The organism is Nocardia sp. IFM 10818 (assembly GCF_054655275.1).
The window spans coordinates 1,905,992-1,921,027 of the sequence record NZ_BAAHJH010000001.1 but is presented as its reverse complement, the minus strand read 5'-3'; the positions used below and the strand labels follow the sequence as shown (position 1 = coordinate 1,921,027).

8 protein-coding genes and 1 tRNA gene are annotated in these 15,036 nt (G+C 67.9%); 6 read left to right on the top strand and 3 right to left on the bottom strand.

What is annotated here, in order from left to right:
* Positions 1 to 20 precede the first annotated feature (20 nt).
* Positions 21 to 9,368 carry a fatty acid synthase subunit beta domain-containing protein gene (locus ACYQ5L_RS08525; protein ID WP_459956850.1) on the bottom strand — a complete coding sequence of 3,116 codons (9,348 nt, stop codon included), beginning with the start codon at positions 9,366 to 9,368 and terminating at the stop codon, positions 21 to 23.
* A 389-nt stretch (positions 9,369 to 9,757) separates the two neighbouring features.
* Here ACYQ5L_RS08525 and ACYQ5L_RS08520 point away from each other — a divergent pair.
* A tRNA-Leu gene (locus tag ACYQ5L_RS08520) sits at positions 9,758 to 9,839 on the top strand.
* Between the two features lie 267 nt (positions 9,840 to 10,106).
* Here the strand turns inward: ACYQ5L_RS08520 and ACYQ5L_RS08515 are convergent.
* Positions 10,107 to 10,406: a hypothetical protein gene (locus tag ACYQ5L_RS08515; protein ID WP_459956849.1), complete on the bottom strand. Its 300-nt coding sequence runs from the start codon at positions 10,404 to 10,406 to the stop codon at positions 10,107 to 10,109.
* Positions 10,407 to 10,589: 183 nt separating this feature from the next.
* Between ACYQ5L_RS08515 and ACYQ5L_RS08510 the strand changes: the two genes are divergently transcribed.
* Complete coding sequence (locus ACYQ5L_RS08510; RefSeq protein ID WP_459956848.1) at positions 10,590 to 11,450, top strand: helix-turn-helix domain-containing protein; 861 nt, start codon at positions 10,590 to 10,592, stop codon at positions 11,448 to 11,450.
* Complete coding sequence (locus tag ACYQ5L_RS08505) at positions 11,447 to 11,656, top strand: DUF397 domain-containing protein (RefSeq protein WP_459956847.1); 210 nt, start codon at positions 11,447 to 11,449, stop codon at positions 11,654 to 11,656. The genes ACYQ5L_RS08510 and ACYQ5L_RS08505 overlap by 4 nt, the downstream gene beginning before the upstream one ends.
* 429 nt (positions 11,657 to 12,085) lie before the next feature.
* On the opposite strand, the gene ACYQ5L_RS08500 is transcribed toward ACYQ5L_RS08505, so the two are convergent.
* Positions 12,086 to 12,433, bottom strand: coding sequence for a YbaB/EbfC family nucleoid-associated protein (locus tag ACYQ5L_RS08500; protein WP_459956846.1), 348 nt, complete (start codon positions 12,431 to 12,433; stop codon positions 12,086 to 12,088).
* Positions 12,434 to 12,615: 182 nt separating this feature from the next.
* Here ACYQ5L_RS08500 and ACYQ5L_RS08495 point away from each other — a divergent pair, with 182 nt between their 5' ends.
* The 3 genes from ACYQ5L_RS08495 to ACYQ5L_RS08485 are packed head-to-tail and all read left to right on the top strand — an operon-like array spanning position 12,616 to position 14,650.
* Positions 12,616 to 12,909, top strand: a complete 294-nt coding sequence (locus ACYQ5L_RS08495) for a hypothetical protein (protein WP_459956845.1) — start codon at positions 12,616 to 12,618, stop codon at positions 12,907 to 12,909.
* Positions 12,906 to 14,132, top strand: a complete 1,227-nt coding sequence (locus ACYQ5L_RS08490; RefSeq protein WP_459956844.1) for a DUF6973 domain-containing protein — start codon at positions 12,906 to 12,908, stop codon at positions 14,130 to 14,132. Before ACYQ5L_RS08495 ends, ACYQ5L_RS08490 begins: the two co-directional genes overlap by 4 nt.
* Before the next feature lie 11 nt (positions 14,133 to 14,143).
* Complete coding sequence (locus ACYQ5L_RS08485) at positions 14,144 to 14,650, top strand: hypothetical protein (RefSeq protein ID WP_459956843.1); 507 nt, start codon at positions 14,144 to 14,146, stop codon at positions 14,648 to 14,650.
* The last annotated feature ends 386 nt before the right edge of the window (positions 14,651 to 15,036 follow it).

The following is a 15,036-nucleotide window of genomic DNA, read 5'->3' as shown; positions in this document are numbered from 1 at the left end:
TTCGGTTGTGCCAGCCGGCTCTACTGGCAGGCCGGTCCCTTCGGGACGGCGACGTACACGCCGTCGTTCAGGCGGGCCTGCGGCGAGAGCAGGGTGTCGGCTTCGAGCTGACGCACCTGCTTGGCCGGGGTGCCGTCGCCGCCGAGGCGGCGGTCGGCGGGGCGCTCGTACATCGGGGCGCCGCCGCACATGGCCTCGGCGAGGCGCTGGCGGCCATGGAGCTGACGCTCCTCGGCGCGGCGCTGGTACTCCTCGCGCTTGCCCGGCTCGATGGCCGCGATGAAGGCCTGCGGGTGGACCACCGCGAGCAGGCCCGACACATGGCCGAAGCCGAGCGAGGTGACCAGACCGGCCTTGAGCGGGAAGCGATCTCCCAGTTCCAGGGCTTCGCGCACCCACACCAGGTGCGGGTAGGCCCGCATCTTGTCGTCCACGCAGTCGAGGCTGCGGTTGGGCGGGATGACGCCCTGCTCGAGCACCTGGCACAGGCCGATGAGCTGGAAGGCCGCCGCGCCGCCCTTGGCGTGACCGGTGAGGGTCTTCTGCGAGATGACGAACAGCGGAGCGCCTTCCGAGCGTCCGATGGCGGTGGCGAGGCGCTCGTGCAGCTCGGACTCATTGGGATCGTTTGCCGCGGTGGAGGTGTCGTGCTTGGAGACGACCGACACCTCGTCGGGGCTCACGCCCAGCTTGCGAAGCTCCTTGGCCAGCTGCGACTCCGGGCCGCCGCGACCGGCGCCCAGCGCACCCAGGCCGGGGGCCGGGATGGAGGTGTGCACGCCGTCGGCGAAGGACTGGGCGAAGGCGACCACGCCGAGCACCGGCAGGCCCATCTCCAGGGCCACGCTGCCGCGGGCGAGCAGAATCGTGCCGCCGCCCTGGGATTCGACGAAGCCGCCGCGGCGGCGATCGTTGGCCCGGGAGAAGTAGCGGTCGCTGATGCCCTTGGCGGACATGGCGGCCGAGTCGGCGGTGGCGGACATGTCGCCGAAGCCCACGATGCCCTCGATGCCGAGATCGTCGTAGCCGCCGGCCACCACCAGATCGGCCTTGCCGAGCCGGATCTTGTCCACGCCCTCCTCGACGGAGACCGCCGCGGTGGCGCAGGCCGCCACCGGGTGGATCATGCCGCCGTAGGAGCCGACGTAGCTCTGCACCACATGCGCCAGAGCGACGTTCGGCAGCGCCTCCTGCAGGATGTCGTTGGCGCGCGGCTCACCGAGCAGGTTGTCGATGTAGAGCGAGCGCATGGAGGACATGCCGCCCATGCCGGTGCCCTGGGTGTTGGCGACCAGCGCCGGGTGCACCCACTGCATGAGCTCGGCGGGGCTGAAGCCGGAGCCGAGGAACGCGTCCACGGTGCAGACGATGTTCCACAGCGCCACGCGGTCGATGGAATTCGCCATATCGGCGGAGATGCCCCACTTGGTGGGATCCCAGCCGGTGGGGATCTGACCGCCGACGGTGCGCGACAGCTTGGCCTTGCGCGGCACCCGAATCTCGGTGCCTGCCTTGCGCGTCACCTGCCAGTCGCCGGAATCGGCGACCGGCGTGATGACCGTCTGCTCCGGATTGGCGGCGAAGAAGGCGCGCGCCTCGGCCTCGCTGTTGACCACGAAGGACAGGTCCTTGTCGAGGAACACCGAGGTGAGCAGCGGCGCGGTGTTGTCGAGCATGGCGCCGTCGTCGCCGTAGCGGCGCACGCCGCAGCGTTCCACCACGGTGTCGTGGTAGCGGTCGGCGAGCTCGGATTCGTCGACGTAGTCCCCGGTTTCGGCGTCGTACCAGCCCGGCTTGGGATCGTTCTCCCAGGTGACCAGGCCGGTGGTCCACGCCAGCTCCAGTACGCCCGCGGCGGAGAGCCGGTCGGAGACCTCCATCTCGAAGCGGGTGCGCGCGGAGCCGTAGGGGCCGAGTTCGCCCGCGCCGACGATGACGACCATATCGTCGAGATCGGCTGTCACCGAACCCCATTCGGGAACCGGCAGGGCGGAGGTCAGGGTCGGCGGAGCGGGCAGGGCGGCGATGGTGGCGCCGTCGATGCCCTGGTCGCCCTCGGCGTCGGCGCCCTCGGCCGCGGCGTGCGCGTCCTTGGCGAGCGCGGACAGGTCCAGCTTGGCGCGGGCCAGGCCGCCGGTGAGATCGATCTGCTGCGGTCCGGTGGCGGTGACGATGCGGGCCCGCATGGTGCACCACTTGAGCAGCTCGTCGGCCATTTCCTGGGTGGACCAGGTGTGCACGCCGGCCTTCTCCACGGCCTCGACCAGCGGATCGTTGTGGCCCATGAGCCCGGTGCCGCGCACCCAGCCGATGAGCGCGTGCACCAGGGTGACCCGCTCGGCCCAGGACTTCTCGGCCCGCCACTTGGCGACCACGGCGTCGAGGGCGGCCTTGGACTCGCCGTAGGCGCCGTCACCGCCGAACAGGCCGCGGTTGGGCGAACCCGGCAGCACCACATGCAGTTTGGCGTCCACATCGTGATCGGCGCCCAGCTTGGACAGGCCGCCGATCAGCCGCTCGACCGACCACAGCAGGACCCGCATCTCCATTTCGGCGCGGGCGCCGGCATCGGCCAGATCGCCGGCCACGCGCGGGGCGGCGAACGGCATGAGCAGCGTCGGGGTCATCGCCTCCTTGACGAGAACCTTTGCGCCACCGGCATTGTCGACCTGCTCATTGCCGACCCAGTCGATGAGGGCGTCGATATCGCTGTAGGAGGCCATATTCGCGGGCACCACCCACAGCGCGGCGCCGTGGCGGGCGTTGTCGCGGTACAGCTTCTTGTAGAAGCCGAGTCGGCTGTCGTCCAGCTTGGAGGTGGTGACGATGACCGTGGCGCCGCCCGCCAGCAGGCGTCCGGTCGCAGCGGCCGCGATGGAACCCTTGCTCGCACCGGTGATCACGGCGATATCGGAGGACCAGGCGCCGGGCTCCGCGGCGCCCAGCGCGGCCTCGGCGATCCGGCCGTACACGCCGGCCAGCACCGAGCGGGCCTCGCTCTTGGCGCGCTCGCGCCACCAGTTGGCCTGCGCGGCAACGGCTTCGCCGGCGCCGATGTATCCGTCGACCGGGAACTCCGCCAGCTCGGCGTCATCGCCCAGCCACAGTCGCGCCAGATCCTCACGGGCGCTGGCCCACCGGTCGTCGATGAGCACGGCCTTCTTGGCGTCGAAGGCGGGCGCGACCAGCCGCGGCCAGTCGGTGCCCAGTTCCGCGGACACCAGATCGACGAGGGTGTCGTCGGTGGCCTCCGGGGCGGACGCCTGCTCGGTCAGGCCGAGCTGCTCGAGAATGACGCGGGCGGTGGTGGCGAGCACGCCGCTCTCACCGGTGATCTGCTCGGTGAACTCGCCCAGCGCGGCGGCGTCGACGGTGGCTCCGCCGCCGCCACCGGCGGACGGCATGGAGACCGCGACTCCGCGGCGCGCGGCCACGGCCTGCACGGCCGCGTCGATGGCGGCGTCCACGGCGGCGCCGTCGTTCAGGCCGCCGGAGACCAGGCCGCCCAGCTCGCCGCCGCGCACGCTGGCGCCCTCGCGGGTGCCGAGCGAGACCTCGGCGGTGACGTGGCTGGCCCAGCCGTCGCCCAGGCCCCAGGTCTTCTTGACCCGGTCGGCAATGGCGACGGGCCGCTTGCCGGACGGGCCGAACACCTTGCGCAGGTGGTCGCCGATGGCGTCGGAGAGCACCGAGCCGAACGGCTTGTAGGTGCGGGCCAGGCGTTCCACGGTGGCGGAGAGCGCGCCCATATCGGCGTCGGCCGCACCGTCGATGGCGCCCAGGGACAGTTCCGCGCCGAGGTCGACCAGCAACTGGTTGCGCCGCGAGGAGACGCCGTCGCACAGGCCCTCGATGGTGTCCACCGGGCCGATCTGGTCCAGGCGCAGCTTGGTCCACAGCGCGATGAGCACGCGGGTGGCGTCGGCGGCGGAGAACGCGATGTCGTCCGGACGCGGGCCGCCGGCGGGCGCGGCCGGAGCGGCGGCGGGCGCGGCGGCAGCGGCCGGAGCGGCGGCGGCAGCTGCGTCCTTCGATGTCTCAGTGGCCGGGGCTTCCTCCACGTCCTCGACCGGAGCCGGATCGGTGTCGGTCGAGTACACGATGCCGGCTTCGCGCTCGATATTGAGCACCTCCACCGTGGCATCGGCGAATTGCGGCAGCTTCAGCGTGTTGGATGCCAGGTTGGCCACGGTCGGCGTTGCGGCCAAACCGATTTCGACGAACCGCTCGACGCCGACGCCACCGTGCTCCACATCGGTGAACAGCAGGTCCTGGGTCTCGATCCAGCGCACCGGGCTGGCGAACTGCCAGGCCAGCAGCTCCACCAGGACCACGCGGCACAGCTCGGTGGGCTTGGCGGACCACTCGTCGAAGTTGGCGAGCACCTCCGCGAGCGGTTCGGACGGCACCAGTTCCGCGATCTCGGTGATGAAGTCGCGCTCGAGCGAGAACGGCCGCGGCACCAGGTTCGGAATGTAGCGTCCGGCAAGGATTTCCGGATGCAGGTCGGACGGCAGCAGTTCCTGCAGTTTGGCGCGGAACTCCGGCACGCCGGCCCGCAGCACCGTGGAGTGGAACGGCACGTCGATGCCCGGGATGAGCACGAAGGCGCGCTTGCCGCCGAATTCGGCACGGCGCCGCTCGATTTCCTCCTCGAGCGCCTCCAGGCCCTTCACGGTGCCCGCGATGGCGTACTGCGCGCCGCGCAGGTTGAGGTTCACCACCTCCAGGAACTCGCCGACGCGCTCGCCGACGCCGGTGACGAAGTCGATCACGTCGTCATCGGCCACGCCGATCTGCGAGGGCCGGATGGCGGCCATTCGATAGTTGCTGCGGCCCTGGGCATCCCGGGGCACCAGCTCGTGCATGGCGGAACCGCGCTGGAACACCACCTCGAGCGCGGCGGCCATGGGCAGCACGCCGGCCACGGCGGAGAGCGCGTTGTACTCGCCGACCGAATGCCCGGCCAGCATGGCGCCCTCGATGAACGCGCCCGCCTCCCGCAGCTCCGCGACCTGCGCGACGCCGAGGGTGGCCATGGCGACCTGGGTGAACTGGGTCAGGTGCAGCACGCCCTGCGGGTGCCGGTATTCGACGCCGCGGGCCTTGAGGTAGGTCGGGTTGTCGCGCACCACAGCCAGAATCGAGAAGCCGAGCGCCTCGCGGGTGTGCTTGTCGGCGCGGTCCCAGACCTCCTTGGCGGCCTTGGAGCGGGTGCGGGCGTCCAGGCCCATCCCCTTGGTCTGAATGCCCTGGCCGGGGAAGGCGTAGACGGTCTTGGGCGGCGCGATGCGGCCGGTGGCCGTCATGACCAGATCGCCGTCGATGCGGCAGGAGACCTCGACGATCTCGCTGCCCTGGTCCACGGCCACCCGCTCGACGCGCACATCGATCTGCGCGCCGAGGCGGACCATGCCGAGGAAGCGGCTGGTCCACGCGGTCAGGGTGCGCGGCGGCACCTTGTCGGCCAGATCGATCGCCGAGACCGCGTGCTGGGCGGCGGCCGACAGCCACATGCCGTGCACGATCGGGCTGCCCAGGCCGGCCAGCTTGGCGGCGGAATCGGAGGTGTGGATGGGGTTGTGGTCGCCGGAGACCTGCGCGAAGGCGGCCATGGCGCGCGGCGCGGTGATGGTGACATCGCGGCGCCGGCGGCGCGGGGTGTCGGAAGCCTTGTCCGACAGGCTGCCCGCGGCGCGCGGCGGATCGGTGAGCTCGCCGGAGCCGGTGCGGCCGCGGATGGCGAAGCGCTCGGTGAGGGTGGCGATGGTCGGCATGGACATGCCGGTCTCCGGCTTGTCCAGCATGCCGGTGATCTTCACCCGCACCTCGACGACGCGGCCCAGATCGGTGTCGAGGGTCTCCCCGGCCTCGGCGCGGACGGCGAGAACGCTTGCGCCGTCGGGGAGTTGGCCGACGAGCGCGATCTGGTGGTCCAGGTGGACCAGGTCCAGCATGCCCTCGATGACGCTCGCGCCGGAGTCGGTGCGGGTCGCGCCGAGCACCGCGAACACGGCGGGCCAGCAGGCGCCGACCAGCACGTCGGGGACGGTGCGGCCGATGGTGCTGAGGGTCTCCGGGAGTCCGGAGCCGGTGACGCCGGCGTGATCGGCGATGAGGTCCGGGGTCCAGGCCAGGTTGATGTGGGCGACCTTGGCGCCGTCGACGGTCTTGACCTCCGGCAGCGACTGCCCGGCGGCGACGGCCAGCAGGGCCGACATGGCGGCCTCGGCATCGTCCTCGGTGATGACCGGGGCGCCGCCGTTGTAGACGCTGACCGGAACGGTGATGCGGATGCGCACCGCATCCTTGCCGAGCAGCGGCACCGTCAATGCCACATAGGCGTGGTCGGTTTCGGGCCCCTCCGTGGCGCTCAGGGTGGCGCCCGTGGGCGGGTGGATCGCGCCCTTGCCGTTCACGGTCCACTCGGCGAGGTCGCCCAGGCGGTGGATCGGGTTGACCGTGGTGCGGCCGGCCCACTGCACATCGGGGGCGGCGAGCACGGTGTCGATGGCGCCGGAGGTGACCTCGGCGCGACGGCGGCCGTCGACGGCGGCCGGGACGACGCCCGCGCGCACCAGCGAGTAGGCGGTGTCCTGTTCGAAGCGGTCGAGGAGTTCGCCGACCGGCTCGTCCACCCGGGTGATGCCCGCGACGGCCACCGTGCCCGGAATGACGCAGACCTGATCGGCCGAGTAGCGCGGATCATGGGCCTGCCACAGCGAATCCGAGCGCCACCAACGGCGCACGTCGCCGTCCACGACGGGCACGAAGTTGACCGGTTTGCCGGGGGTCTTGCACAGCGCGACGAAGAACGGGACGTCGGCCGGGTGCAGCACGGTGTGGTCGGCGGCCGGGTAGGCCTCCTTCAGCGTGCACAGCGCGCGCACCGGCTCCTCGAACTCGGCGTCGTCCGCGAACAGGGTCGCGATCTCGCCGCGGTCGGCCGGATTGAGGCGGGATTCGGTGCGGCGCATCATCTCCGCGAACCGGTCGCGCCAGGTGATGTCCAGCCACACCGAGCGGGTGGCCTCGGCGATGGCGTCGCCGAAGTCGGCGCCGCAGTCGAAGTCCTTGCGGCGGTCCAGGCCGACGGCGAGTTCGACGTAGCGCTCCAGCCATTCGGTGTAGGTCATGGCGGCGACGTCGCCGAAGTACGGCTTGGCGGTGCGGTCGAGCGCCTCGATGATCTCCGCGCGGCGCGCGGCCACGGCCTCGGCGTCGCCGGCGACCTCGTCGAGCAGCCGGCCGGTCCGCGAGGCGGCATTGTCGATCTCGTGGATGTCGGCGCCCAATTGGCTGCGGCCGGAAGCCATTCCGCCGGTGGCGGTGCCCGCGGCGACCCAGTCGGGGGTGCCGGGGGTGTCCACCAGCAGCTGCTTGACCTCGGGCGCGGTGGTGGCCTCCAGGGTGGCCATGGCGGCGGTGCCGACCAGCACGCCGTCGAGCGGCATGGCCGGGTAGCCGTGCCGCTGCGACCAAGCGCCGGTGAGGTATTCGGTGGCGCGCTCGGGGGTGCCGATGCCGCCGCCGACGCAGACGATCACATTGTCGCGGCCGCGCAGTTCGGCGTAGGTCTCGAGCAGCAGGTCGTCGAGGTCCTCCCAGGAGTGGTGGCCACCGGCCTTACCGCCCTCGACGTGCATGATGACCGGGTAGTCCGGTGCCGCGTCGGCAATGCGCAGCACGGCGCGGATCTGCGCCACGGTGCCGGGCTTGAAGGCGACGTGGGTGATGCCGATCTCGGTCAGTTCCTCGATGAGGGCGACGGCCTCCTCGAGTTCCGGGATGCCGGCGGTGACGATGACGCCGTCGAACGGGGCGCCGGCGGTGCGGGACTTCTGCACCAGGCGCTTGCCGCCCAGCTGCAGCTTCCACAGGTAGGGGTCGAGGAACAGCGAGTTGAACTGCACGGCGCGACCCGGCTGCAGCAGCTGCTTGAGCTCCTCCACCCGGTCGGCGAAGATCTGCTCGGTGACCTGACCGCCGCCGGCCAGCTCGGCCCAGTGCCCGGCATTGGCCGCGGCCGCAACGATTTTCGCGTCGACGGTGGTGGGGGTCATGCCCGCCAGCAGGATGGGCGAGCGGCCGGTGAGGCGGGTGAAGGCGGTCTCGACCACGATGCGGCCATTGGGCAGGCGCACCGGCTTGGGCGCGAAAGAGGCCCAGGCGGGGGCGATCTCGGGCGCGGCGCCGGGGGTGAACAGGCTGCGCTGGCCCGCGCGGGTGGAGGCGGCCAGGACGCCGACGCCGGTGCCCTTCAGCGAGCCGGAGGTGAGGCGGGACAGCAGATCTCCGGGACCGAGGTCCAGAATCCACTGCGCGCCTTCGGCAACGGTGTCGTCGACGGTGGCCACCCAGTCGATGGGGTCGACGAGGACTTCCTGGGCCAGCGATCCGGCCAGCTCGGCGTCGATGCCGCACTGCCCGGCCCAGCCGCGCACCAGCTCGACGGTGTCGGCCAGCGCCGGGTGGTGGAAGGCCACCTCGACCGGGATGTCCTCGAACACCGGCGCGAAGATCGAGCCGCCGCGCTTCTTGGCCTCGCGCTCGCGCGCCTGCTCGTCGTGGATCTCGGCGCAGCGCCGCCGCACCCGGTCCAGTTGCGCCACCGGGCCCGAGAGCACCGCGCGGCGACGGCCGTTGCGAATGGAGAGCACCGCGGCCTTGTCCGGGGCCACATCGGCGGACAGCTGCTCGACAACCGCCCGCAACTGCTCGGGATCGACATGGGAGACCGCCACCATGGGCGAGCGCTCCCCCACCGGCATGAGCCCGCGCCGGCGCGCGACCAGACCGGCCGCGGCGCCCACGAGCTGGGCGATGGCCAGCAGTTCGGCATCGCGCTGCCCGTGCGCCTGCGCGGCGGTGGCGGCGATGCGGCCCTGCGAGTGACCGATGACGGCGACCGGAGGCTGCGCCACGATGTCGAGGCCCTGCAAACGCAGGGCACGCAGTGCGGCGACCTGGGTCAGGAACACACCCGGCATGGAGACCGCGGCGGAACGCAACACCTGCGCTGTGGGCGCCGCCGACACCTCCCCCTGCTCGGGATCGGCCAGTTCTTCCTCCAGCATCCAGGCGATGGGGTCGAAGCCGACCGGTCGCACCACGAGTAGCTGTGCCGCAATGGGTTCCAGCAGTTGCGCGGCTTCGTTGACGAGTGCCGTCAGCTCGGGTTCGAGCGCGGAATCCCGCCCGATCTCCTCGAGCTCGGACAGCCACCGGGCCCCCTGCCCCCCGAACGCCAACGCGTACGGCGCGCCTCCCAGCAACCGATCCAGCAGCGACGACCTGACTCCTTGTTCCCGGTTCTTTCCAGCCGTCTCGGCCTTGGCTCCGGTCCCGGTGCTCTCGTTGATCGTCAAGACTTCGACTTCCTTCTCCTGGCGTCCCCATCCCCACAGGACTGGGCCGCGCTCACGGTGCGCAGGTGTTCCTCCGGCCAACTGGCCCTGGTAGATGGCGAGGATTCCACAAAATCATGAGGATCTCCTCATGTTTGGCGTCGCCTAGCACCGCTACTACCGGGTATTCCGAGACGCTCGTACCAGAAGAATCAGAAACATGACCCTCCCTCATGTTTGAAGCCGCTGGTGAGGCCGGTTACACCCATGAAGGAAATGTGAGGCCCCCTCACGTTGCCCGTTACCAAATCGTTATAACCCCAGGTAGGGTTACCGACCAGTACGCCACACCTCCCCGGTGCTTCGTGATCCCCGTTCGGCCCGGTAAAGTTTGGACGGTCGTACCATCAGCGCGAGTGGCGAAATTGGCAGACGCGCCAGATTTAGGTTCTGGTGTCCACGGACGTGGGGGTTCAAGTCCCCCCTCGCGCACAACGTTTCACATCCCGGCGGCCAATGCCGCCGAGCACCGGATTTGTCCGGTTCCCCTGGCGACCGTCCGCCGGAATCACATCGTCGTAACTATCCAGCAAACGCCACAGTGCATTCGCGCACCGGGCGTGCGCAGTGCGCTGCGCTCACCCGGCGTGGCGGCCGTAAGTCGTCGCGTACCGCCACCAACAGCCGGCTCGGAAACCCGCGGCGGCGATCGGGAGGATGCTCAGGAACCAGAGTCCGATGCTCACGATTCACCCCGGGTCAGTCGAGCTCGAAGCCGTCGACAAGGACAGTGAAAATCGCCGTGTCCCACGAGGTTGCGTCGGCGCCTGTGAGGATCGCATCCAATAGTGGTGCGTAGACCAGACTTCCGGGATCGTAGTGCCCGGTTGCCCGGGCGCTGGCCATGACGGCCTGGATGAGAGTCGCAACCGCCTCTGGGCGGCGGACGGCAATCGTGCTCCCGGTGGCCTCGAGCCGCCTCAGCAGGGACTCGGCAGCCTCGATTACGTCGGTGAGAACGCGGATTTCGAGATCGCGCGCGGGATCCGTCGTGGACATGGAAGAAGCACACCGCGGCTGGTCACGCACTGCAACGTTGCACAGAGAGATTTCCAAAGTAGTTTTGCAAAGTTGCAGTTTCGCTGTCCGGCGGGGTGCAGAATGACCGGTGGGTGCCGACGTTCTGCGACTTGCCTCGAAAGGCCCTGGCAGATGAATGACTGTCAGCCACAAGGTTCCACAGTGCCGCGGCGACTGCTCGCCAAACTGCTGCGCCGCCTGCGTGAAGACGCCGGCGTCAGCGCTGAGGAAGCATTCCGGGCGATCTCGGTCAGCAAGCACACGCTGTGGCGGATGGAAACCGGCCAGCCGACGAAGCTGGCACCACACACGATCCGTGTTCTATGCGAGCTCTACCGCGCCTCCGAAGAAGACACGCGAGTTGCACGGGTGTTGTGCGAGGAAGCACGGAACAAGGGTTGGTGGCTGGCATTCGGTGATGCCATGCCCGAAGGGTTCGGGATGTATGTCGGCCTGGAGGAAGCCGCCGACCGGTTGTCGACCTATCAGAACTCCATGCTGACGGGACTCATCCAGACCGCCGAGTACCGCCGGGAGCTGATCTGGACGGAATCGCCCCACCTCGCACCCTCGGAAGTGGAACGGCGCGTGGAACTTTCCGTCAAGCGCCAGGCCCGACTGACCTCGGGCAAGAGCGCTGTCACGCTCTCGGTGCTACTCGACGAAGCAGTCCTGCACCGGCCCGTCGGCGGCCCCCGAGTTATGGGCGATCAATTGCGCCATCTCGTCGATGTCGCCGCACTCCCCAATGTCACCATCCGAGTGATCCCATGGTCGGCCGGAACCTATCTCGGGCCGGTGGCCGGTTCATTCGTGCTGCTCGAGTTCCCTCTTCACCCGGTGGCACGGCTCACCGTGCCACCGGTCGTCTACGTCGAAGGGTTCGCTGGAGATCTGTACCTAGAGAAGGATTCCGACATCGAGCGGTACCGTGGGGCGTACACAGCCATCGAGCGAATGGCATTGGATGAGAGCGAATCTCGCATTCTCCTCCAGCGAAGAGCAAAGGAGTTGTCCCGATGACGTTCCACCCATCGGGCGTCCGCTGGTTCAAGAGCAGCTACAGCGGCAGCAAGGAAGCCTGCGTCGAAATCGCCTTCCTCGCAAACGGAAACGTCGGCGTCCGCGACTCGAAGAACCCGAGGGGACCAGCCTTGATCTTCGCGCCAGGCGAGTGGGATGTCTTCACCGCCAGTGTCGCCGAGATGTCTGACAGATGCGCGCGATGACGGTGAGGAGCTGGCCCAGCCCGGCCTGGATCGGACGCTGAGCTCTCAAGCGATCTCCGCCGGAGCACCGTCCAACGATGCGTGGCTGCTCCCACTCCTGGTCGACAACCTGGCTGGCGGCGATGGCTCTTACGCACTCATCGGAGCGTGGATGTGGTTGCGCACCAGCGTGATCGCAGGTAAGCGGGTGATCGCTTTCGACGGCACCGCCCCGGGCCCGAGAAGATCAGCGAGACGGTTGCATCGTCGAACCCAAGTGGGTCGCGGTCGTAATTGCGACGAAGCACAGCAGATGGCTTACCGGCCGCGCACCAGCGAGGGTCCTCAGCACGAAAAACCCGCCACGCACGAACAATCTGGCCGCAACGAGTGGAGTAAGCAGGATCGGATCGATCCGTACAGCTGAGAAGCGTTCCAACGCTCGGTTCATCAGCGTGTGTTGGCCCAGAGCCTGACCGGCTGAACGTCGTCCTGATCGGCCCATTCGGAGTGCGGCGTCGCCAGTGCGGCGTCCTTCTTCTCGTCCTGGAGGATCTGTTCATATACTTTGTGTGCCTGCGCTTCTGCGTCGGCTCGCGCCGCCTTGTACTGCTCGATGATGGTCCGCTCGAGCCGTTCTGTTCCCTCTGCAACGGCGTGCGGCGACAGCCTGATCTGGGTGATCTGCCCGTAGGCGTCCACCTCGATCGCCATGGTGCGGTCCGTGGCGCGAGCCTGGGCTCGCACTTCCCCGATGGCCTTGTCGATCTGTTCGGCCCGTGCGCGACGCTGGTCCACGTGCTTCGCACCCCTTCATCCCGGATCGTCCATGCCGGGACGTCTTCCCCCCGACTGCTCAGCACTGTACCCCGGCAACGTGCATCGGCTTGTCCGCCGTTCATGGCGACCGCTACTATTCGGCAGCGTTGTGACCGGTGATGGGGGACTCGTGAAGCGAAAGCTGTTGGTGGGGTGTAGACATGGTTGCCTTTGATCCGGAAAAGATGCGCGCGCTCGCGACCGATACGCGCACCCGCTGCAGTGCGATCGGCAAGCTGGCCCCGATCGGTGAAAACGACCGCAACGCGGCTGGTCCCGCGATGCCATTCTCAGCCTTCGCCACCAACATCAGAACGGTACTCGAGGCAATGGACCGCGTGGTAACCCTCCATCAAGGCCGGCTTACCCAGTTCGCGGATCAGACAGATGCTGCGGCAGGCGCTGTCGATACGATGGAAGAGACAAACGTGGCCGGATTCCAGGGGATAAAGTGAGTGGTGAGAAGATCACGATCTCCACGGTGCTCGGGTGGAAGCTCGATTCGGCGCGCTTCGCGGGTGCGCAGGCGATGAATGCCGGCATTACCCTTGAGGCTGAATCCATTAATGCCGACAAGGCTATTCAGGGGTCCGAATCCTACTTCGGTGAGGCCGCCGGTGCTGCGGCCCGCACCATGTCGATCAAGTTGAAGAACGAGGCGGTTGCGTCTGGTGACGTCCTCGACGCCATTCATCGGCAGATCGACGCCACGGCCACCGAATTGCAATCCGATATCAAGAGTTTGCAGTCGGTTGTCGACGAGATCAAGGAATCGGAGTGGAACCTCTTCTACGATGACGAGACCGGTGACGTGCAGTCATACGATTCGAACTGGGAGACGATCAAAAAGAACTGGGGAAACCCGGCTTCCGTTGGGTGGAAGACCGCCGACTGTCTCCGATTGAGTGCGGATCTCAAGCAGGCGTTCTGGGATGTGCAGGAAACCGACAAGGTCGGCGCGCGCAACCTGGCCACGCAACTCGAGCACGTGCCCGAGAATGTCAAGCTGGTGCTGGCCGGCATACCGGACAACGCCGCGCTCAAGGATATTCTCCTGAACTACCAGGTGGATACGACGAAGTCCGAGATCGTGGTCTGGCCCGACTCGGCCCTGCTGGAACTGCTCAGGTTGAAGTTTCCCGACATGCAGCCGGTGGAGATGACAGTCGAGGAAAAGGCTGCGATGGACGATCTCTGCAACCCACTCCACGGCGGCAATCCACTCAACTACCAGAAGTTCAACAACATCAAGGAGGAAGCGGAGGCGTTCGGGAAGGACAACAAGTACACCGCGGTATATGAAGACTCGAAGAATGACGGTCACGCGGACGCGGCTCGGCACGCCTTTTGGAATGCGCGTATGACACAGGAGTTTGGTCCCGAGTGGGCGGAGCGGTACGCCAGTGCCCATGAAACGGTCGGTGGAAACGGTCCGCAACGTGAGGCGATGGACCTCAAGAACAATGAAGTCGGCCGTCAGATCGGTCTGGCGAACATGAACGCATCGCCGGAGGACCTGCAATCAGCAGTCATCGCTGCGATCGACAGGGGCGATGCCATCGTCATCCACAGCCCCAACGGACCCGACGCGCCAGCCCAGATCGCCTTCAGCAATACCGTTGCCTGGGACCAGATCACAAGTCCTCCGGCCGTCGATATCCCACTCCCGGGAAAGTGAGTACGAGGTAAATGAGATCAGCCACGATCGTCGTCGGCATCCTGATGGTTCCGCTGTTGGCGGGATGTGCTGCCAAACCGGAAAAAACCGCCGCGAAAACGTGTCAATCCGAAATCCGCCTCGACAGGGAACCGCAGCCGCTCGGCTCGAGCGAGGCGCTGACGGCGGCGCTCAAAACGGCTGGGAACGGGGAGCAAGCCATCAGCCTCGGCGAGGTCACACGCGCGGCCGGATGGTCCGATGACTGGGACACGGTGATCGACGCTTCTACGGCCAGGGAGGATGACCGGATGAACAAGAGCGCCCAGACTCCACCGGGTACCTGTTGGAGGGGATTACCACCCCAGAACAATTCCGATCCGGCGCCTTACGGATACTACGTCTTCCTCAAAGACCGGCAGGTGGTGCAGTCCGTGGTGTGGTATACCGGGCACAGAGTCCTGGAATTCGGTTCCGTTGAACGACTGACCCACGAGTCGATGCTGAACCCTAAAGGCGGAGGACTCAGAACGTACTGAGGCGCGGACACCAGACATCGAAATCACCTCGGTCCATCGGTTGTCCATCACGGGATTTCGACCGAGGCCGCCGATTGCTTCTGCCGCCCCATAAATTACAGCCGGACGTGCCGTTGGCCGGGTCGCGGGCAGGCTCTGCGATCAGAGAGTTCCGGACCCAGTGTGGTAGTTGTTGATCGTGTTCGGTCGGGTGTCACTGTCCTTGTTGCTCGTGTGCCTGGCCGTCTTCGGGGCGGGCTGCGCTCGTGGGTCCGAATACATCGGACCCGAACCCGATGTCGCGTTCTCGGCGTTGCCTTCCTCGTGCGCCGAACTGGAGCCGTCGACCAGGGACGTGCTGCGCCGATTCGCAGGTACCCTGCCCACCTCGGATGCGCGGCTGCATA